At 58.1% G+C, this 19,323-nt stretch carries 19 protein-coding genes; 4 read left to right on the forward strand and 15 right to left on the reverse strand.

The features are described 5' to 3' along the window. Nucleotides 1-62 precede the first annotated feature (62 nt). Complete coding sequence (locus NO887_RS09580) at nt 63-1,967, reverse strand: methyl-accepting chemotaxis protein (RefSeq protein ID WP_379811941.1); 1,905 nt, start codon at nt 1,965-1,967, stop codon at nt 63-65. A 125-nt stretch (nt 1,968-2,092) separates the two neighbouring features. On the opposite strand from NO887_RS09580, the gene NO887_RS09585 reads away from it, so the two are divergent. Next, on the forward strand, nt 2,093-3,289 hold the full coding sequence (locus NO887_RS09585) for an outer membrane protein assembly factor BamB family protein (protein ID WP_256418096.1): 1,197 nt from the start codon (nt 2,093-2,095) through the stop codon (nt 3,287-3,289). 31 nt (nt 3,290-3,320) lie between these two features. Here the strand turns inward: NO887_RS09585 and NO887_RS09590 are convergent, their stop codons facing one another. From NO887_RS09590 to NO887_RS09630, 9 genes are all read right to left on the reverse strand, one after another. Continuing rightward, on the reverse strand, nt 3,321-5,135 hold the full coding sequence (locus NO887_RS09590) for an AAA family ATPase (protein WP_256418097.1): 1,815 nt from the start codon (nt 5,133-5,135) through the stop codon (nt 3,321-3,323). Between the two features lie 2 nt (nt 5,136-5,137). Continuing rightward, a complete protein-coding gene (locus tag NO887_RS09595) occupies nt 5,138-6,616 on the reverse strand; it encodes a hypothetical protein (protein ID WP_256418098.1) in 1,479 nt (492 codons plus the stop codon). 134 nt (nt 6,617-6,750) lie between these two features. Then, a complete protein-coding gene (locus NO887_RS09600) occupies nt 6,751-7,104 on the reverse strand; it encodes a hypothetical protein (protein WP_256397204.1) in 354 nt (117 codons plus the stop codon). A 118-nt stretch (nt 7,105-7,222) separates the two neighbouring features. Next, on the reverse strand, nt 7,223-7,684 hold the full coding sequence (locus NO887_RS09605) for a hypothetical protein (RefSeq protein WP_256397203.1): 462 nt from the start codon (nt 7,682-7,684) through the stop codon (nt 7,223-7,225). A 71-nt stretch (nt 7,685-7,755) separates the two neighbouring features. Beyond that, nucleotides 7,756-8,058: a hypothetical protein gene (locus NO887_RS09610; protein WP_256418099.1), complete on the reverse strand. Its 303-nt coding sequence runs from the start codon at nt 8,056-8,058 to the stop codon at nt 7,756-7,758. Nucleotides 8,059-8,105: 47 nt separating this feature from the next. Beyond that, entirely contained in the window at nt 8,106-8,414 is a 309-nt protein-coding gene (locus NO887_RS09615; protein ID WP_256397201.1) for a hypothetical protein, read from the reverse strand. Between the two features lie 111 nt (nt 8,415-8,525). Beyond that, nucleotides 8,526-8,873, reverse strand: a complete 348-nt coding sequence (locus NO887_RS09620) for a hypothetical protein (RefSeq protein WP_256418100.1) — start codon at nt 8,871-8,873, stop codon at nt 8,526-8,528. Nucleotides 8,874-9,093: 220 nt separating this feature from the next. Further along, on the reverse strand, nt 9,094-10,323 hold the full coding sequence (locus NO887_RS09625; RefSeq protein ID WP_256397199.1) for a hypothetical protein: 1,230 nt from the start codon (nt 10,321-10,323) through the stop codon (nt 9,094-9,096). Nucleotides 10,324-10,379: 56 nt separating this feature from the next. After that, on the reverse strand, nt 10,380-10,967 hold the full coding sequence (locus NO887_RS09630; RefSeq protein ID WP_256418101.1) for a rhodanese-like domain-containing protein: 588 nt from the start codon (nt 10,965-10,967) through the stop codon (nt 10,380-10,382). Between the two features lie 132 nt (nt 10,968-11,099). Here NO887_RS09630 and thyA point away from each other — a divergent pair, with 132 nt between their 5' ends. Next, nucleotides 11,100-12,125, forward strand: a complete 1,026-nt coding sequence (gene thyA, locus NO887_RS09635; RefSeq protein WP_256397198.1) for a thymidylate synthase — start codon at nt 11,100-11,102, stop codon at nt 12,123-12,125. A 29-nt stretch (nt 12,126-12,154) separates the two neighbouring features. On the opposite strand, the gene NO887_RS09640 is transcribed toward thyA, so the two are convergent. Beyond that, complete coding sequence (locus tag NO887_RS09640; RefSeq protein ID WP_256397197.1) at nt 12,155-12,478, reverse strand: hypothetical protein; 324 nt, start codon at nt 12,476-12,478, stop codon at nt 12,155-12,157. Nucleotides 12,479-13,131: 653 nt separating this feature from the next. On the opposite strand from NO887_RS09640, the gene NO887_RS09645 reads away from it, so the two are divergent. Beyond that, nucleotides 13,132-13,671: a hypothetical protein gene (locus NO887_RS09645; protein ID WP_256418102.1), complete on the forward strand. Its 540-nt coding sequence runs from the start codon at nt 13,132-13,134 to the stop codon at nt 13,669-13,671. A 33-nt stretch (nt 13,672-13,704) separates the two neighbouring features. Here the strand turns inward: NO887_RS09645 and NO887_RS09650 are convergent, their stop codons facing one another. The 3 genes from NO887_RS09650 to NO887_RS09660 all read right to left on the reverse strand — a co-directional run bounded on the left by NO887_RS09650 (nt 13,705) and on the right by NO887_RS09660 (nt 15,561). Then, a complete protein-coding gene (locus NO887_RS09650; RefSeq protein ID WP_256418103.1) occupies nt 13,705-14,388 on the reverse strand; it encodes a LamG domain-containing protein in 684 nt (227 codons plus the stop codon). An 88-nt stretch (nt 14,389-14,476) separates the two neighbouring features. Beyond that, nucleotides 14,477-15,022, reverse strand: a complete 546-nt coding sequence (locus NO887_RS09655; RefSeq protein WP_256418104.1) for a hypothetical protein — start codon at nt 15,020-15,022, stop codon at nt 14,477-14,479. A 74-nt stretch (nt 15,023-15,096) separates the two neighbouring features. Beyond that, nucleotides 15,097-15,561 carry a hypothetical protein gene (locus NO887_RS09660; RefSeq protein ID WP_256397194.1) on the reverse strand — a complete coding sequence of 155 codons (465 nt, stop codon included), beginning with the start codon at nt 15,559-15,561 and terminating at the stop codon, nt 15,097-15,099. A gap of 125 nt (nt 15,562-15,686) precedes the next feature. On the opposite strand from NO887_RS09660, the gene NO887_RS09665 reads away from it, so the two are divergent. Beyond that, nucleotides 15,687-16,904: a proteasome-activating nucleotidase gene (locus tag NO887_RS09665; protein WP_256418105.1), complete on the forward strand. Its 1,218-nt coding sequence runs from the start codon at nt 15,687-15,689 to the stop codon at nt 16,902-16,904. Nucleotides 16,905-17,449: 545 nt separating this feature from the next. Here NO887_RS09665 and NO887_RS09670 read toward each other — a convergent pair. Further along, on the reverse strand, nt 17,450-18,781 hold the full coding sequence (locus tag NO887_RS09670) for a Cdc6/Cdc18 family protein (RefSeq protein WP_256418106.1): 1,332 nt from the start codon (nt 18,779-18,781) through the stop codon (nt 17,450-17,452). Nucleotides 18,782-19,323: the final 542 nt, after the last annotated feature.

Here is a 19,323-nt window from a genome sequence, read left to right on the forward strand (position 1 = left end):
GGGTGCGTTCTGCGGCTGTTCGTAGATCCGTTGCTCGAAAAAGAACCGCAGACGCGAAGTCGTTACCGCGACGGGTGGCCACCGTCGCCGACAGCCACATCCCCAGCGGTGGCTGACGTGGACGGTGTTGCCGTTCCCACGGAGAAGCCGCTGAGCAGGTTCTGGAGCTGGCTCGCCTGTTCGGAGAGCGTGTCGGTCGCCGAGGTCGCGTTCTCCATCGCGGCGACCTGCTGGTTGGCCGCCGTCGCTGCGTCGTCGGCCTCGCCGGCCGTCTTCCTGCTGATAGTCGAGACCTCCTCAGCCATCGAGACCGTTTCTTCGGTACTGGCGGCCTGTTCGTCCGCCGCGGTGCTGATCTCTTGGATGCCGGAGTTCGTCTCGACGGCGTTGTCGGCCACCTGCTCGAACGCTTCAACGGCGTCTCGGACGGCGGCGGCACTCCGCTCCATGTTCGCCTCGACGTCGCGAACTTCGCTCACGGTGGCGGTCGTCCGCTCTTGGGTTTCTTCGATCAGCGCCTCGATATCCTGAGCCGCGTCCTGTGTCTCCTCGGAGAGTTGTTTCACCTCGTTTGCGACGACAGCGAAGCCCTCGCCCGAGCCGTTCGATCCAGTCGCGCGAGCGGCTTCGATGTTGGCGTTCAACGCGAGCAGGTTCGTCTGCTCTGCGATGTCGCTGATTAGGTCCACGATCTCGCCGATGTTCTTCATCCGGTCGTCGAGGTTGTCCACTGTCTGGGCGGTCGACTGGATTGCCTCTTGCGACTCCGATACGGTGCCGATCGCGGTCTTGGCCGTCTCCTCTCCCTCTTCGGCGACCGATGCCGTCTCGTTGGCGGCCTGTGCGACGGAGTCTGCGGAGGACGCCACTTCTTCGATCGTTGCGGATAACGTGCTCATCTCCTGGGAGACCTGACCGAGCATCTCGCGCTGTTGGTCTGCGCCGTCGTCGATGACGCCGATGGAGTCGTCGAGTTCCTCACTGCGCCGTTTTGCCTGTTCGACGCTGATAGCCGTCTCGCCGCTTGCGTCGGAGACGGTGTCGGCGAACGACTGGACATCGGTGATCGTCGCCTCGATCTCGTTCATCATGCCGTTGAAGGACTCTCCAATCTGTTCCATCGCGGCACTGTCGCTTTCGGGGTTCGTCCGCACCGTGAGATCGCCGTCGGCCGCTCGATCCATCAGGGTGCTGAAGCGGTCGGCTTTCTGCTCAAGGTGAGCGTTGAGCTCCTCGACTTCTTCCCGCTGTGCTTCGACTTCGGCTTTCGCTTCTTCGACGTTCTGGATCTGCTCTTGTTGGGCGGCCACTTGGTCCAGCTTGGTGTCTGCCTCTTCACGGGACTTCTCGATTGAGTACCAGTTGGTCATCAGCGCGGCGGCGAGCCCGATGATGAAGACGGCGTGGATACCGCCCCAAACGACAGGGTTGGCGATCGCCGCCGGGTGGTTGTAGACGAGACTGGAGTCGATCAGGCTGAACACACCGTGGCCAATCGCCACGTAGGTCATCCCGACCGCGAACGGGAGCCAGTCTTCATAGAGAGCGAGGACGGCGATGAAGACGAAAAAGTGGAAGTGGGCCTCGATGTAGCCGCCCGAGAGTTTCACGAGCGACATCGAGACGGTCATCGCGCTGAACGCCGCAAGCACGGTGCGGGTACGCCGGTCGAAACGGGACCAACTTGCGAGCGCGGCAGCCCCGAGGATGATCGATACGAACGCGGCCATCATCATCGGCATGAGCGCCGGAATTTCTGCGCCAGTGAGCGGCATCGTCCCCTCGAAGAGCCCGAGGGCGACAAGCAGCGGAACCTGTGCGACGATTAGAAGCAGAATCCCACGGTGACGTGAGCTCCACATCTCGGACGGCATCGACGAGCCGTCGGGGATGTACTGGAGAACTTCCCGGATAGAGAATCCACGGCTATTTGATTTCGAACGTGTGTTAGTCGCTGCGTTTGCCATGTTTAGGTACATTCGGGGGGTGGCATGAGTGTTCGCGCCTGATTATTGACAGTGATATTCAAGTGGTCGGGTTAGTGGGTCCAATGACCGGAATAGCTATTGGGTTGTTGTGAGAAGAATCGAATATGTCAGACGGATCTAGTCGGTTTACCAGCGATCGGCGTGCCCGCGGAGCGGCGTCGTGGTCCGATGGTTCGGACTGGGCGGCGGGGACTGCTGAAAACGTAGAAGTAACGGCTGGCGGGTTAGTGGGCCGCCCTCCGGTACAAAACGGTGGAGTCTCTGAATTTGTACGTAATCACCGGGTTATCGGGGGGCGTAGTGGGCTCTACGCTGTTAGTGCCACAGATGGGGGTGGGATGTGGACGTATTCGGTTGGGAACGATGAATTCACTTCACCGGCTGTAGTTAATGAGACGGTGTTTGTTGGGAGACAAGATGGGAATCTGTACGCTATCGATGCTCTTGAAGGAACAAGGAAGTGGCTGTATTCAGCGGGCGGGAGTATTCAATCGTCGCCAGCTGTTGTTGGTGGCACGGTCTACGTTGGGAGTAACGACGGTAAGCTCCATGCTGTTTCTGCCGCGGATGGGAGTGTGCTGTGGACATATTCTACGGGGAATATTGTCAAGTCGTCCCCGGCGGTTGTTGACGGAGTTGTCTATATCGGAGATCACGGTGGGGAGATTCATGCGATACACGCGGATGACGGGACTGGAAAGTGGACGCACACGATTGGAGGATCAATATACTCGCTCCCAGCAGTCGTTGACGGCATGGTTTATGTCGGGACCTACAATGGGACTCTTGCGGCTATTGGGGTTGCCGACGGTGTTGAAGAGTGGACATACGGGACAAGTGGTGGTATTTTTTCGTCGGTTGCGGTGGCAGATGGGGGCGTGTATGCCGGAAGTATGGACGACAGACTCCATGCGGTTGACGCTTCGGATGGGAGTAGAGAGTGGGCTTTTTCGACGGGTGGTGTTGTGTACTCCTCGCCAGCGGTGGTGAATGGAACCGTGTTTGTCGGGAGTAACGACGGGAACCTGTACGCTGTCGATTCAGTCACTGGGAGTGAACAGTGGAGATACGCAACGGAGGATCCGGTGAAATCGTCGCCAGCTGTGGTGGATGGGACAGTGTATATCGGGGGTTTTGATCAAAATCTCCATGCTGTGAACGCTGTAGACGGTTCTGCTGTGTGGGCGTCTCGGGTGGGAAGTGGTATTTCCTACTCTTCTACGATCGGAGGGGCCGACGGTTGGTGTTTCACAAACCGACCGGGGGTGATCGGCAACACGGAGCCACTAGCACCCTTCTGAACTACACCGCTTTCACGGGACTGTACAACTACTAGAATATCCCGCTGAGTGCCTCGTGTGCATCTTCGGGCCGCTGGTTCGGTTCGGCGACCATCCGGAGGACGTTCTTGAGAGCGGCCTGCGGGGAAGCTCCGTCTGCGATATGCTCGATTACGATGGTCAGATTCCGCGTTGAGAGCGTCGGCCAGTTGGTGAATTCGTCTTTGCGCGTCCGGTGGGCGAACTCGACGATTTTCTCGAGCGTGTCCTCGTCGACGACGGGCCTCGGCGTGTTAAGCTGCTTATCCAAGGTCTCGACTTCGGCGTCAACCGTGTCGGGATACCCCTGCCAAAACCCACGGAAGCGGCCGCGAGTGGCCGAGTTCATCGGCTCGGAGTCGCGGTATTCGCGCGTTGGCGGGTTCATCGTGACGACGATTCGCGCTTCGGGATGAGGCTCGATGGTCTGCCCGTGAGACTTGATCACGATCTTGTTCTCGTTGAGCAGTTGGTGAAGCGCCATCGCTGCCCCGCTCTGCATCACGGGGAACTCGTTGATCACGATCACATCGCCGTTGAGGAGTCCCTGCTTCACGTCGGCGTTCTTCGGTTCAAGCTTCCCGTCTTCGTTGGGAGAGATCGGCCCGAACAGGTCCTGTGGCATCGTCGCTTTGTCGACGTCGAGCGAGCGATAGCCGCGGTTCGTCTTGTGGCAGATGTACTTCGTGAGGTAGTTCTTCCCGCTGCCACGCGGCCCGACAATCCGAACAGGGACGTTCCGGGCGAGTTTCTTCGCGAGCAGCTCGTCGATGGGCATCTGGAGGTCACGTTCAAGTGGGATCGACGGGGCGATCACCTCCCCATCATCGTCGACGGGGAGCGCGGAGTGGCCGGCGTCCGGCTCGTTCGCCGCTTTGGGGACCATGCCGTAGCCAACGTCTTCGAGGACGGTCAGTCCCGTGTTGACCGGTGAGTCAGCGTTGTGGCCCGTATCCGAGACGTACACACCGCCGTCGTCATCGACGCTCAAGTCGTCACGCACGTCGATGAGCGGGCGACCGACCGTGGCGGTTTCTTCGGCCACGGTGGAGACGACCGCGCCGGCCCGCCCGAGTGTGGCCACGCGGTCGTGGTGACGCTGGAGTTGCTCGGCGGCCAGTTCCCCACCGACAGGGAGGTTCATGTACGCCTGCCCAACGATCTGGTTCACTTCTCCCGGCGTGAACGTACGGGAGGCGTCTTCGAGCGCGGACTGAGCACGGTTGATCTTCGCGGTCGTCAGCGTGGCTCGGTCGGCCTGCTCAACGACCTGCTCAGGGGAAGCATCGATGAGTTCTTGATCGGTCTGGATCCCCGAGTTCGCCAACGCCTCGACGTCGGAGTTGGTGAGACCGGGGATGGTGGAGAGGTCGGCCGCGTCCAGATCCGTTTCGAGATCGTTGTTGAGGGTTTCACGGAGGGCGGCGGCATCTGCTTCGGTCAGGTCGCGGAACGAGCGGTAGCCGGCGTCGTTCAACAGCGCCTCTACATCGTCATCAACCGCTTCGATGGCAGTGAGGTCGTTGGTCACCTGGTTGAGTGCGCCGAAGTGGGCGGTGACGGCGGCCGGCTCCGGGCTTGTCGTCGTCGCCCGCGTGATCAGCAGTTCTCCGCCGGAGTCCCGGTCGGTCTCGAAGCGAGACGTGTCGGCGTCCTTGAGCAGACTCGCAACGGTGTTGCGACTGATCGATGTCGCGTTCTCGACGGAGTAGACGAGGTCGTCGGTCGAGATGGGGCCGCCGCGCTCTCGGATGAGCCGATTCGCAAAGTGGGCAACGACCTCCTCGGTGGGCACGGCGTCGGGAGAAGTGGTGTCTGTCGTGGACATTATCAGTCACTCGTCGCGCCGCTGTCGGCGCTCGGAAGGCGCTGCTGGACGCGCTGTTCGATCTTCTGTGCCTCGGTGGGGTTGAGTCGGTTTTCGGTGACGCCCGTCAAGTCCATCACGTCTTGGAGGGATTCGCCGAGCGTCTGCTGGGCGGCGTCGAGCGTCTCGGTGTCGTCGGTGTCGCTTTCGAGCTGGTGTTGTTCTTTTGCGAGGGTGATCTGGGTTGCTGGGTGACGGAGAATCTCTCCGGCGAGCTCTTGGTACTCCTGGTAGGTCGCCCCGGCCTTCGAGCCACTGTAGTTGTCGAGGATGGCGAGTTTGAGCGAGAGTTGGAGATTCCACAGTGTGGGGCGTTCCGGCGGGTCCGCAAGCGCGGTCGCGCGGTCGGCGGCCTTCTCGGCGTACGTCTCGTTTTGGATGCCGAGATATTGGTAGAACTCCGTGATCGAAAAGGGCAGCTCCTCGAAGTCCATCGCGACGACCCGAGCCCGAGTGATCTCCTTGTTGATGTCTGCACACAGCGAGTCGATCTTGGAGAGAATCGTTTCGTGCCAGTCGATCGCGTCGGCCATCAGGTCACCCGTGTGCTTGCGACTGAGGTCCGTCCCAGCGTACGGCAGTGGGATCATCGTCCCCACCGAGGGAATGAAGATCACCGGCTTCACCCACAACTTCTGATGCCCACGGAAGTCGTAGCCCATCCGGTCGCCGTAGTAGATGGTCACCGAATCTTCACTCGGCGTCGTGTCCGCGTCGGCGTCGGCGGTCGCGAGGGTCAGTTCGTTGTTCTCGAAGTCGATGTCGGTCCCATCGGGCGTCCCGATCTCGTAGGCCTTCGAGGGGTAGATCGTCGTGATCGTGACTGAGCCACCCCAGTCGTAATGGCGAATCCACCCGAAAGCGTCTGTTGCCCCGTGCTTCTCGCAGGCGGCGATCTTCCGCTTGAAAAACGACCGCATGTTACCGGGGTTGTATCGACGAGAGGCGATCTGCCAGCGGAACTTGACATCGTACCCGAGCGTCCGGAGCGCGAGTCGACGCCGATCGACGATGTCCTTGTGCGTACTGACCTTGATCTGTGATTCGGGCTCGGCGTTCGCGACCAGTTGGTCGACCGTCCGACCGGTCGCACTCGCCAACTCGCTCAAATCCAGCCCGTGAACGTCGGTGAGCGCGTCGACGTCGACGGTGACGCCCGATCCGTCCTCGGACTCGGAGACGAACTCGTTGTCGGCCCACAACTCGCCTTCGCCCGCGTGGGGGAGGACCTCGAGTGCGTCTTTGAACGTCTGGGTGCCACTGGTGACGTATCGCCGGCCTGCCGTTGAGACGGCGTCTGGATACGTGGCCTGTGCGGCTTCGTTCACGCCGAGGAACGGGACGGTGCCTTCCTGTTCGAGCAGATCGGTCACGGGAACGCTGGTAGTTGCGCTGACCGTCTGGCCGAACCCGGAGTTACTGTTGGACTGACTCTGAGACATTATTGAATCACTCACTGGATCTGAAATCTCTCTACAGCTAATCTCAGACCCTTCAGGGCTCCTCGGGGGCTATAAATAATCTCAGCGGTGCTTTTCACCCCGGTTATTGACGGGGGTTATCTTCAGAGAGTGGTCTAATCCCACCAAGTAATCTCAGGCTCAATATCTTGGCCGATTGTGAAGCTAGGGTTGGGGGGAAGGAATTCGTCCTTGAATTCCAGTAATTGCGCCACAGCTACAGAGAGGTCGTCCGTAGTAATCCCTTTTGAACCATGGAATGGTTCATTAACAGATACTTGGACCTGGAATCTGTGTTCAGCTGGCTCGAAGTAGTACAGAATAACAGTTCCCCAGACCGTCCCGACGTGTTGGAATTTACACAGCCTGAATGCGGGTGGGAGATGATCCTCGGTGGTGCTCGGGAGGCGGGAAACGTGCTCCTCAATTTCTGATTCAATCCCACTTTGTGTGGGGAGTTCTTGCGCCATCAATTTCATATCAACAGGAGAGTCTATAACTATAGCGATTAGGGCATTTTGTCAATCTAGACAAGAGGTATAAAACAGGCTGGAAGTGCATAGTTATCGGCCCGAAGAGGCGGTGGCGTTACTCGGAGACGGGCTCGGGGGAGTTGACAACGCGGGCGTCGACAACCCAGCCACGGCCCCACTCGCTTTCGTCGTCCAGTATCTGGAGTTTCGAGTAGTAGAGGTAGCTTCGGACCTGCCACGGTTCACGGGTGGGGTCACCGATTCCGGTGCGGTACATGTAGGTCGCATCGCCGGCTGTTCGCTCAACGAGCTCGAGTGTGTAGTCCCAGTCGATGTCGGGGGTTCGGCGGTCGTTTTCCCCGCGGCGGGCCTCGACGCGGCACTCTACGGAGTCGATCTGTTCAGCGGTTCCGAACGTGATCTCGACGACGTCGCCTGTCTGGACGTGGGTCAGCACGTCAGAGAGGCGGCTGGTCTCTCGTGCTGGGGGCGTGGCTGTCTCTTCGTTGCCGATGTAGAAATCGGGTTCTTCTGGATCGTCGGGACTGTCGTCGTCGACGCTGGCACTCGGGGTCATGTATAGGAGTCTGCGTGGGGGGTGATAGGTGTTGTTGTCAGATTTGTCGGGAGCTGGCGGCTAAGGCGAGGTTACGCTCCAGAGTCTTCGGCTGTTTCGAGCTCGTCAAGGCGCTGTTTCATTCGCGCAGTGTGGAGTTCGTTCCTGATGGCGACCTGAGTGACCCAGTATTGGAGTCGCGCATGGAGTACCCACAAGAACGCGACGGCAATGTGGCTCAGAAACGTGGTTGTGAGTTTGCCCGTTTCAACGAACTCGGTGGTAGCTAACCACGTGAAGTACAACATTCCGATGCCCGAGAGCAGGAGGTACCCTTGAAGCCGGCTCCGACGCCATGGGGTCGCTTCAACCTGATTTTCGTGTGTCGGGTACATACTGAGTCGGAGAAGGGGCTGTCTGTTAACTGTTTGGCCTTTTGGGCTCAGTAGCGGTACTCCAACGATGAGGCATCGGTGTCGAGATCGTCGCGGGCGTCCTGGCCGTGGATCCATCCGCCATGCGCCCAGAACAGACTGAGGATGGGAATGGCGGCCCACCCCCAGCTGGGTATCGAAAGCCCGGTGAGCCAGGTTCCGACTACGGCGGCGATCGAAAAGACCAGTCCGATGGTGACGAAGCCAACGCCTGCGTACAGGAACGGGAGTCCATGCGGGAGCTCGGTGTCTGCCCAGAGTTTGAATCCCTCTAAGGAATCCTCGTACTCTCGGTTGCTAACGGGGTCTTGCGGCATAGATGACGGCTCTCGTTGAATGGCTATAATGGTCCCGGTCAGACTACCCGTGTGTCGGGAGAGATAGCGAAAGCTCACGGAGGGAGAACGCGAAGGTTGGTCAGTGGCGATTCAGTTGCCTTCTGCGACGTATCGGGCCAGTCCGACGAGGGACGAGAACCCGAAGTAGAAGACGATCATGGCCAGACCACCGACGGTCAGCCAGACACCAACTGAGCCGCGATCAGAGTTCTTCCCGGTCGAGAACCAGAGCGTCACACCTGCGAAGACGGCTACGAAGCCAGCGTACTGAAGCGTGGCTTTCGCGAAGTCGAAGATGTTGTCGAGCACATCTGAGAACAGGAGGTCGCCGACACTATCGCCGGGGTTCTCGCATTCAGACAGCTGCTCAGGGCTTGTGAGTCGGCAGTCGTCCGCAGCAACCATCCCAACAGCCCCTCCAGCACCGATTAGGACCATGGAAAACAGCATGGCGGCTACACCTATACGTGAGGCTCCTCCACTTGGCAATCGCATACTCGAACACTCAAAGCCAGCTAATATGAATCTAACGGGCGATTATTTGAAAAATCGGCGGTAATGTTCAACAGTTTGGAAGAAGAAGCGTACAGATGGTAGATAGTTCAACGGTTTGGAAGAAAATTGGTGTATGAATGTATGTCATCTCGGGGTCCGTCAGTCACTTGGAGTCCGGTATCTCCGGTGGTTCTTCCTCTGTCGGTGGTTGCGGAGTGGCTGTCCGTGTTCGCCGGGCTTCACGCGCGATATTCTGTGCTAACTCCACGGTGTACGGGACCGTGGTTTTGCCGGCGTAGACTGTTCCTCCAAGGAGCCAGCCCAGCGGGAAAGAGATCGAGAACCACATGAAGAGGTGATTGATGCCTTCAAGCGTGAACGTCGAACGGAGCCACGTCTCGAGGCCGAGGATTGTCGCATAGTTCGTGAGCAGATATTCGGCGAATAGCACGCTCTGTTCGAGGATCACGTTCAGGCGTGGGTCATAGACCGCGATGACGACGGGCGGCAGAAGGATCACGTTGAGAGCGAACGGGTACCCGAGCAGGACGGTTTTGACCTTCCCAGGTGCGAGAAAGCAGAGTGCGCCGATCGTCGCGGAGACGATTGCGATAAGGACGGCCATGACGAGAGCGGTCATTCCGGTGCCGTTGAACGTAAGCGCCCCGTAGATGATGCTGAGCCCCCAAATCGAAGTTGCGAATGATGTGACGATCATCAGACTTCGAGCGTGGGTGTCGATGATGGATTTCCACTTGTCGACCCACGCGAGCGCGTATCCTGCCCATTTGTAGTAGAACGGGATCTCCTTTTGCCGGCGGACGTCGTCTTCGGTGGTCGCCTGCTTACGCCGTTCGTCCCGTTCCGCTTTGGCCTTCTCTAGGTCTTCAAGCGAGCCTGGTGAGCGCGGCCGTTCCTGTTCTTCTGTTGAGGGGCCGCGGGCAAGATACGAAGAGTCGATGGGCGTCTCGCGAAGGTGCTTGTTGACCGCGTCGATGCCCTCACTCGAGAACGTCGCTTCAGGACGTGACCCACAACTCCAACACGGGCCACCAGTGCTGCCGTTGAGAGCGCCACAGTGAGTACACTGCTTGGGGTTGTTCTGGATGACCTTCTGGCTCTGCCGGCGTTTCTTCGAGTGTGAGGGGTCGAGTGGGCCAGTGACCCCAACTTGGATGTCTGCTTCGTCACTGTTGGATGTGTACTCGGCTTTGAGCGTGTCGCTCATCCCTTGGTGGCTACTGTGACCGCCGCTTCCACCCGTCGCTATTTCGACGGAACTGCTGCCTTCCTCTTCGTCCTCTCGCGGGTCGAATTGTGAAGTAGCAGCTCCAATCAGTAGGACGATGGCACCGACGAACGCGGTGACGATGACAACGATTGTATCTTGCATGGGTGTTGAGTGGGCGTCAGCTGCGGTCGTGTATTTCGCTGACGTGGGTGGAGTGGTTACTTGTCGGCGTTGCTGTAGTCTTCTTCTTCAGGAAGCACCGGCTCCTCTGCTTCGACGCCTCCAATGGGGTAGCCTTTGTCGACCCACGGTCGGATGCCTGTGTAGAGCGCATACGCGCCTGCGTTGCCAGAGTTCTGTCGAGAGGCGGCCCGAAGGCCTGAGAGGTAATGCGGGCACATACAGTAGGTCACGATGCGCTCGTGGTCGCCGATGTCGTTCATGGGATCGTCCGCCGTTCCGTCAGGGGCAGGGCTACTTATCGCCCCTTTCATGTGGACTTGGTTGTACCGCTCGGCAGTACGGGCGTCGACAAATCGGGCCTTCCGGGTGTGATACCAATAATACGCGACGTCCAACGGGACTTGCTGAATCTCCGTCCCTTCGGAGTTGTAGTCGGTGAACTGGCTTTCATCGACTTCGCGCTCGGGAAGATCAATTGGGTCGGGTGCGAGCCCAGCCTCGGTCAGATTCGGATCGGGATCGCGAACATCCGCGGTGATGGCCTGAGTAGTGGCGTTGCTGGTACAGCCGGCGGTAACTGCGATCGCGCCAACTGCCGTTGTCAGGTACTGACGTCGCCTCATGCTCCTACTGAATATGTACTCTGACATAAAGAGACCGGTCAGATGGTTCGGGCGAATAGTTGGAACGCGGTAAGGCTGTTTCAGGGGTGGAGACCCCATAACTTCATACAGACGGGGGGGGTGAGAGAGAGTATGAAACAGTACCTCTCTGCTGTTGAGCGGGCATTAGCCGGTGGGACGTACAAGCCGAATCGGACGGGTGTCGATACGATCAGCCGATTCAACGTTGGCTACCAGATAGATCTCGAGGAGGGATTCCCACTTCTCACGACGAAGAAGATGGATGGGTTTCGATGGCGGTCGATGATCCATGAGCTGCTCTGGTACCTCTCTGGCGAGGCCCACATCAGAGAGCTTCGCGAGAAAACCGGGATCTGGAATGAGTGGGCAGATGAAGACGGCAAACTCGACACGGCGTACGGTCGGTTCTGGCGGCGGTATCCTGTCCCGGAGCTCGAACAGCAACTACCGGGTGAATCGTGGCCCGATGACGCCCACCGCTGGGTGTCGACCGAAACGCAGGATGGTGAGACAGTGCGGACCTTCGATCAGCTTCAGTACGTACTGGACACGCTGCGGGAATCACCGCACTCTCGACGACTGGTCGTCAGTGCGTGGCACCCGTCGAACGCGGCAGTATCGACGCTCCCGCCGTGCCACTACACCTTCGTCTTCAACGTCCAGGGCGATCGACTCAACCTCCATCTCACGCAGCGGTCTGGGGATATCGCTCTGGGGATCCCGTTCAACATCGCGGCGTACGCGCTACTCCTGAAGATCATCGCTCAGCGGACCGGCTTCGAGGTCGGCGAGTTCGGCCACACGATCGTCGACGCCCACGTCTATTGTGGGGCCGGCGAACGCGGAGCGTGGTACGATGAAAATCTCGAGGCTCTCCAAGACCGCCTCGCGGCTGTCGATAAAGCCGACGGGTACCTCCAGGTCCGCGAGTGGGTCGAAGAGAACGCACCGGAGGAAGCAGAGGGAGACGACCAACTAGATCACGTGCCGGGGCTTCTCACCCAGCTGTCTCGGACGCCGATGTCGAGACCGAGCGTGTCCGTTCGCGATGTTCCCCTCGATGAGCTCACGTTCGACGATATCGAGCTTCACGACTACGAATCCGAGTCGGGACTGTCGTTCGGAGTTGCTGAATAACAGAGGGTCGATGTTGCGGCGGTTCTGCGTTAGACTGATGGGATGAGCGGGGTCGCTGCTGATTCTGTGAAGCGAATCATGGGCTCAGCGGTGCTGGCCTCGAACGGGAACACCGGAGTCACGACGATGGGGATTAGACCGGGGGCGAAGAAGTTCACAACACCCAGTCCTACTAGAGCAACCAATCCCAGCATCGTGAGATACACGGCGATGTCGATCAAACCACTGAGGATCGAGAGACCGACAGTGAGGATAGCGACCACCGCGATCGCGGTGAGGTACCATGACTGCGTGATGGTGCCGATCGCTCCATCAATAATCCCAAGCACGACCACCGCTTCTGCGCTCGTCATATGCCCAGTCCTGCGGGGCAGTACATAGCAATTCCGCTCAGATTGACCGCGACACTTATTATCAAGGTATGTGAAGCGGTTGTTGTGGTTACCCTAGCCGGACACTCTGGCCTGCCCCAGACTGGTTCGGGTGGCCCCTCGAGTCGAATAGCAACATTGTGTTTGTCATGGCCGGCCCACTCGTCATGGGCCGGTAGCCTCCTCGCCTGTGGAGAATCTCTGAAAGCCAGTGAAGCCAACAATACCTCAACAGAACCACGCCCGGCGTAGTAATGCGATTACCGAGTCTCCCAGTCCACGCTCTGGTCGTTGTGAGCTGGCCGCCGTCTCCCCGGAGGTGGCCGGGTGGTAACGGGGTGATCTAGATGCTGTCTCGATGGGCAATTGGTGACGCCTACTGAGTCGGCGAAACGGTTCCCCCTAGTCCTGCCTTTTGCTGTGTCCTGAATTTTCTCGTCTAGTCAGTGGTCGCGATACTCATAGTGGGACGTTGAGTTCCCAACATGGCAGCGGGGCACTCCCCGGCACGGATCTTGTCAATCGTTGGGCGTCCCACGTTGTAATGATTGACAAGACGGTGCTGTCGTATCCGAAGCGACACAATCTCCATAAACGCCACACTTAACAATTGGTTCGGCAACCGTGTAGTTGGCATGAAAGAATCCGCCGCCGCAGGTCGCGACCGTCGTGTTGTTGAGGATGGTGCTATGGTTGTCTCGAACCGGGTGTCGCCCGATGTTTCCGAGGAGGTTATCGATGGTCTGCTCGACGAGGGTGTCGTTGGTCTGGTCGATTACGGAACCGGACCGTCGCTCGATTCCGAGGCACTTTCCGTGGACAACGCTACCGGACGGGGCTCGCTGAACGATCTCCTTGAGTTCTCTCGCGTGGGCGGGTACCTGGTCGCTCACAAAGATGGACTCGATCGGATCGTCTCTGGCCGGGCTCGACCGGGCTCGCTTCGCTTCGAAAGGATCGAAATGTCTGATGGCTCCGAGAAGGTGCTCAAATGCGTCCAACTCGACGCCTACGCTGAAATCGGCGAAGATGAACTGGACGGGATTCACCAGATCTCCGGGAGGGAAGGGCTATCGCGACACACGTTCACCGATCTGAATGATGAAGATGAAATCGAGCAGGTGGTTGCCGCTGTGACGATGCTGGAACGCGAAGGACGGCTCGTGTACCGATAACGGAGGACCAAGGGTCCGATTTTTGGCGAGTCGTCACCCGCTGATCCGACCTGTGGTGTAAAGGTTCGAGGCCTCACTTGCGGTGATGCCCTTTGAATACAGCCGAAGGTCGTCAATATACCCGTTCCACCAGTCGTTATTCCCGTCGCCCCGACATCCAATTCCAAGAGCATCCGAGTTCGTTGCGATGGTTCCAGTCAAGGGTTGTGAGCCTACCTCGACGCCATTTTTGAAGAGCCTCTGGATAGTTCCATCCCACGTGCCTATCCAGTGGGTCCAGACACGGAGCGGTATTGGTTCGGGCGAGTCCAGAGTAGAGTGTTCCCCATCTATGTACACCCGGAACGCCATTGAGTCGTCGCCGTCTACGAATTGATCCTTGACGAGCCCGTACGACTCTACTGTTTGGCCGTCAGTCCGCTTCGTGATGATGCGGCTATTTTCATCGTCCCGGCCGTCGAGATATGACCAGGTCGAGATCGTGATCGAGTTCGTAAACTGGAGCTCTGGTGCGTTCGGGACTACAACGCGGTCTGTGCTCCCATTGAAGATTTTCGCGTATCCCCCGGTAGGGGCTGAGGTGTAGCCCGAACTAGTGTAGTCGGATCCGTGGTTTGTCCCCCACGAGTCTGAGAGGTCTTGTTCGAAATTCCATCGCGCTACTCCACTCTCCGGTGGGTCCATCTGAGACACGAGGGCTCCGTCGACGATCTCCACGTTGGTTCGCTCCCCAGCTTGCCAGTCCAGTTCTTCACTCCAAGAGACATTCTGGTTGGTCCGTCGATCGCTCACAAAACGGGAGGAGTTAGTCATAAAGCGCGACGGACGCATCCGCATTCATCGCATTGGGGCCGAACGGTGTCGTCGGGGCGTGGTAGCCCTTGATGAACAGCACCCAGTCGGTCCCGGCGGTTACAGTTCCTGTAACAGATGTCGATTTTGTGGTCCCGGCTGACGTGGAGCCGCCGAAAGTCACACTTGTTGAGAGGGTGTCAGTGGTTAAGCCATCAGCATCCTTCATCCGTAGGCCCATCTCGACTTTTACGCTCTCATCACCATTGTGGCCACCATTCTGTGTGACCTCCATTTCGATCCTGAACTCACTACTCGTCGGTGCGGCCTCCTCGATAGACCACTCACCTTCGTAGCTAGTATAAGTGATGTCTGTCCAGGCGTGAGAGATTCCGTCTGCTGGAACCTCGCTCGTTTCGATCACCGGAACTCTCCCGACAAGTTCGCCGTTTCCGATGTCGAGGTTCGAGCCCTCACCGGCATTCCAATCTTCATCGTCGCTCCAAGAGGAACGCGAAGGGTCGCGAGAGTCGCTAATGAAATACGGCACGTCGCTCATGCTACTGCTCTCTTCGCATGATAGCATAAATGACCCGGTGAGGTGGCTGAATCACCGGATCAGCCGAACAGGGCTTACCGAGAGCCGATGAGGAGGTCGTTGAGACTGTCCCCGAGGCGTTTCGTTCCACTGCTTAGTCCGTCCGACGTGTCCTGTTCTTCGGTGAGCTCCCCTGGGAGAACATCCTCGACGTCGACGTCGACTCCCGAAACCTCTCCACTGTCGGGTGTGGTGTCCGAGTGTTCAGATGGTAGCTGGAGGAGGTCCTCGGAGACGTGGTCGACTGCGTACTCCTCGAAGACGAAGTAGTCGGGTCCATTCGCATCGGCGAAGGCAGCAGTAGTAACTGTCCCACGCACCTCGTACGTTCCCGGCGCGTCCGGGATAGATAACGCATCGTCGACGCCGGTCAGCCGAAGCGGGCGATCCTTGAACGGTCGGTCAACAGCAAGATTGCCGTTCGAAGACCTGAGAACGCGGACTCTTACGCGATCGCCTTTCTCCGGGGGCGTGTGTCCGTCGAGTAGCGTGTGGTCCATACCGCAGGTAAGTTGACCCGTGTATATCAACGTGACTCTGGTCGGCCAGTTAGATCGGTTAGAATCGTGTTAACTGTTGTCACCCCCAACACCTTCTTATGGAGATACCATCTGAGGACGGAGTGATGACTGAAACCACCGACCGCAGCGACATGCCAGGCCCCGACCACACGGAAGAAGAGACGGCCGAAGACCTTCGCGAGCGCGTCGAGGTCCTAGAAACCCAGAACCGGGAGATGGAGAACAAGCTCCTGGACGCGGCCGCTGAGAAGAACCGGGCCGAACAGCAGCTCGACCGAGTGACGCGCGAGAATACGAAGCTCAAGAAGTCGCCGCTGTTCATCGCGACGGTTCAGGAACTCACCGAAGATGAGGTGATTGTCAAGCAGCACGGGAACAACCAGGAAGCCCTCACGGACGTGACCGAGGAGATGCTGGAGGATCTCGAGGCCGGCGACCGGGTGACGGTGAACAACAACCTCGCAGTGACTGGGAAGTTGGACAAAGAGACCGACGCCCGCGCACAGGCGATGCAGGTCGAGGAATCTCCGAGTGTGTCCTACACGGACATCGGCGGTATCGACGACCAGATCGAAGAGGTCCGCGAAACCATCGAGATGCCGTTGGAGAGTCCGGAGGTGTTCGACTCGGTCGGGATCGACCCGCCGAGTGGCGTGCTTCTCCATGGTCCGCCGGGGACGGGGAAGACGATGCTCGCGAAGGCGGTCGCCAACGAGACCGACGCGACGTTCATCCGGATGGCTGCCTCCGAACTCGTCCACAAGTTCATCGGCGAGGGCTCCAAACTCGTCCGCGACCTCTTCGAGGTTGCGCGAGAGAACGGACCGTCGGTGCTGTTCATCGACGAGATCGACGCGATCGCCTCCAAGCGGACGGACTCGAAGACGTCGGGCGATGCGGAAGTCCAGCGGACGCTCATGCAGCTGCTCGCGGAGTTGGACGGGTTCGATGACCGCGGTGATGTCCGGATCATCGCCGCGACGAACCGTCTCGACATGCTCGACGACGCGATCCTCCGCCCCGGTCGGTTCGACCGGCTGATGGAGGTCCCGGCTGCCGGCGAAGAAGGTCGCGAGGACATCTTCGATATCCACACGCGGGAGATGAACGTCGACGACGATGTCGACACGGGCGAACTCGCCACGGCTGTCGGCTCCATCACTGGCGCGGAGATTCGGGCTGTCTGTACGGAAGCCGGGATGAACGCGATCCGCAACGGCCGTGAGACCGTGGAGATGTGCGACTTCCGCGATGCGTACGCGGAGCTGGACGACGGCGAGGAAGAGACGGTCGCGATGAGCGGCCCGACGGCCTTCGCGTAGGGACACGCGGTTCTACTCTGGCGGTTCTGTCTCCCCCACACCGTTTTTCCAGTGTTCTTGTCTCACCGTACACACCGTATTTCGAGTGCTATCCTCGATTAGTCGGGAACCCTCCCACACCGTTTTTCCAGTGTTCTCGCGATATCGGTGGACACTCCAAACGAAGCGAACGGTAGTCTGATCCCGATCTCATAGGGACAGCGCCACTGTCGTATTGATTACCCTCCCACACCGTTTTTCCAGTGTTCTCAAACAAAGGGTATCTTCTACTGTATGCCACTCACTCAATAACTATATTATATATTTTATTGTATAGGCAATATAATAATAGAGAGATAGACAGACGTAGCGGGTATTGTCTGCGTAGATTTCCCTTAAGATCGTCTTATTTATAACAGGAGACGGGGTGTCTTCAACTCGTCTGAAAACCGCGATACGACGAAGAACATTGGAAAAACGGTGTGGGGGTGTGGGTGATCGACCTCTGAACTGGACGGGGGCACGGTCGACTCGAGTAAGAACACTGGAAAACCGCAGGGGGAGGGTTACCCCTCCGCGTTTGGTCTAATGCGAATCGTGACCCAGTTGATGTCGTTCATCGTGTCAAACGCCTCTTTCACGGTCTCTTTAGACAGATCCTCAGAGAACTGGTACTCATTATACCGGCCCCCTTTCCTCCCCTCATTATTCGTGAGCTCCTCAACGAACCCAAACATACTAAGCCGGCTTAGATGGTTATGGAACCCACGCAGCGTCAATGGCTCTGTGTTCGTCCCTTCCGCGAATTTCTGATACGCTTCGTGGAATGTTTTGGTTCGGATCGGCGTCTGACCGAGACGTTCCGCTTCGGCTAGTGCGCCGAGGGCGATCAGTTTGTGGTTGTCCTGATGAGTGATTGAAGACACCATGTCGCCCTGCTGGAGGTCTTCATGCGCCTCGCGAATGTACGTGTCTTTGAGCTCTGTCGCTCCTTCGTCCTCGGCGATCTCGGCGGCTCGTTTTATGATATCGATTGCTTTCCGGGCACTCCCAGAGGAATCACGACGGGCTAAAGCAGAGGCTAGCCTGAGGTTCTCTTCAGAATACGATCCATCGACAAGCCCCACCTCACATCTGGCCGCGAGAATATCTCCCAGCTCTTGGGCCTCGTATGCCGGGAATCTGATTTCGCGTTCGCACAGCGTGTCCTGAACCTTCGGAGAGAGGTTTTTCCGAAACGTGTAGTCGTTGCTGATCCCGATCACGCCTATCCGGGCGTTGTGGATGTCTCCGTTTGAACGGGACCGGGGCAGCTCATAGAGTATGGTATCATCACTACCGATGGCGTCAACCTCGTCAAGGATGACGAGGAACGTCCCGCCAACACGGTCGATCTCCTCATAGAGCATATTGTAGACCGCCTGTGGGGCGTATCCCGTTGTGGCGATCTTATCTTCCTGATGTCTCATCTCGTTCACCATCGCGATCGCGACCTGGTATGACGAGTTGGTGTCGCTCTTCGTTGGTAGATTCTGGCAGTTTAACTGGATGATGGTGAGGTCGACATCGTCGTCTTCGGTGACCTCGTGGGGGAGAACAACCGTGTCGCTTACAATTGAGAATTCGTTCGCGACGAGAGTGTGGTCGTCCTTCTGCTCTTTGATGTCTGAAATGAGCTGATCGGTGAGCCGCTTCGTCACTGCCGTCTTACCGACACCCGTGTCACCGTAGAGAAAGGCGTTCTTCGGAGGGCGACCTTTGTAGATGGGCCTGAGCACCTTCACGTACTCATTCATCATTTCGTCCCGACAGAGAATCTCGTCCGGCGTATAATCCTCCTCGAACACCTCCGCGTTCTCGATGATTTCTGATTTCGAGTCGAATACGGAATCGGTCATGCGAGATTCGTCAACCCCACTCGACTTAGTAGTTTCCACTGTTTCCCACGTTTCATGTGCTTGGTGGAACGTTCTGAGAGACAGTTGAGATACATCAATCACTCACGACGAGAATGGGTCGTGGCATAGAGGTGGGTAGTACAATGGATTCGTTGAGAACACTGGAAAAACGGTGTGTCCCTATCACCAGGTGGAATCGGGGTGTAGATCGGAGTCTGCCTCTATAGAGGCTGTATTAGCTGAATTGTGGAAAAGAACACTGGAAAAACGGTGTGGGGGGTCAATGAATAATGGATGGCTTGAAGAACAGACGAAATCTGGGGAGGGGGTCTGTGAATAATGGATGTGGAAAAGAACACTGGAAAAACGGTGTGGGGGGTCCGTGAATAATGGACGTGGGAAAGAACACTGGAAAAACGGTGTGGTTGCTCTGTGACCCGTTGGCACGATAAACACTGGAAAAACGGTGTGTCGAGAAGCAAAGAACACTGGAAAAACGGTGTGGGGGGTCTGTGAATAATGGACACAGGAGAGAACACTGG

Source organism: Halorubrum laminariae, from assembly GCF_024494655.1.
Lineage (GTDB): Archaea > Halobacteriota > Halobacteria > Halobacteriales > Haloferacaceae > Halorubrum > Halorubrum laminariae.

Coding starts and splice junctions, on each gene's coding strand:
- NO887_RS09605 (WP_256397203.1), bottom strand. CDS start 7,684: ATGACCCCGAGTGCCAGCGTCGACGACGACAGTCCCGACGATCCAGAA.
- NO887_RS09610 (WP_256418099.1), bottom strand. CDS start 8,058: ATGTACCCGACACACGAAAATCAGGTTGAAGCGACCCCATGGCGTCGG.
- NO887_RS09660 (WP_256397194.1), bottom strand. CDS start 15,561: ATGGACCACACGCTACTCGACGGACACACGCCCCCGGAGAAAGGCGAT.
- NO887_RS09645 (WP_256418102.1), top strand. CDS start 13,132: ATGAAAGAATCCGCCGCCGCAGGTCGCGACCGTCGTGTTGTTGAGGAT.
- NO887_RS09670 (WP_256418106.1), bottom strand. CDS start 18,781: ATGACCGATTCCGTATTCGACTCGAAATCAGAAATCATCGAGAACGCG.
- NO887_RS09640 (WP_256397197.1), bottom strand. CDS start 12,478: ATGACGAGCGCAGAAGCGGTGGTCGTGCTTGGGATTATTGATGGAGCG.
- NO887_RS09615 (WP_256397201.1), bottom strand. CDS start 8,414: ATGCCGCAAGACCCCGTTAGCAACCGAGAGTACGAGGATTCCTTAGAG.
- NO887_RS09625 (WP_256397199.1), bottom strand. CDS start 10,323: ATGCAAGATACAATCGTTGTCATCGTCACCGCGTTCGTCGGTGCCATC.
- NO887_RS09630 (WP_256418101.1), bottom strand. CDS start 10,967: ATGAGGCGACGTCAGTACCTGACAACGGCAGTTGGCGCGATCGCAGTT.
- thyA (WP_256397198.1), top strand. CDS start 11,100: ATGAAACAGTACCTCTCTGCTGTTGAGCGGGCATTAGCCGGTGGGACG.
- NO887_RS09600 (WP_256397204.1), bottom strand. CDS start 7,104: ATGGCGCAAGAACTCCCCACACAAAGTGGGATTGAATCAGAAATTGAG.
- NO887_RS09580 (WP_379811941.1), bottom strand. CDS start 1,967: ATGGCAAACGCAGCGACTAACACACGTTCGAAATCAAATAGCCGTGGA.
- NO887_RS09655 (WP_256418104.1), bottom strand. CDS start 15,022: ATGAGCGACGTGCCGTATTTCATTAGCGACTCTCGCGACCCTTCGCGT.
- NO887_RS09585 (WP_256418096.1), top strand. CDS start 2,093: ATGTCAGACGGATCTAGTCGGTTTACCAGCGATCGGCGTGCCCGCGGA.
- NO887_RS09590 (WP_256418097.1), bottom strand. CDS start 5,135: ATGTCCACGACAGACACCACTTCTCCCGACGCCGTGCCCACCGAGGAG.
- NO887_RS09595 (WP_256418098.1), bottom strand. CDS start 6,616: ATGTCTCAGAGTCAGTCCAACAGTAACTCCGGGTTCGGCCAGACGGTC.
- NO887_RS09620 (WP_256418100.1), bottom strand. CDS start 8,873: ATGGTCCTAATCGGTGCTGGAGGGGCTGTTGGGATGGTTGCTGCGGAC.
- NO887_RS09665 (WP_256418105.1), top strand. CDS start 15,687: ATGACTGAAACCACCGACCGCAGCGACATGCCAGGCCCCGACCACACG.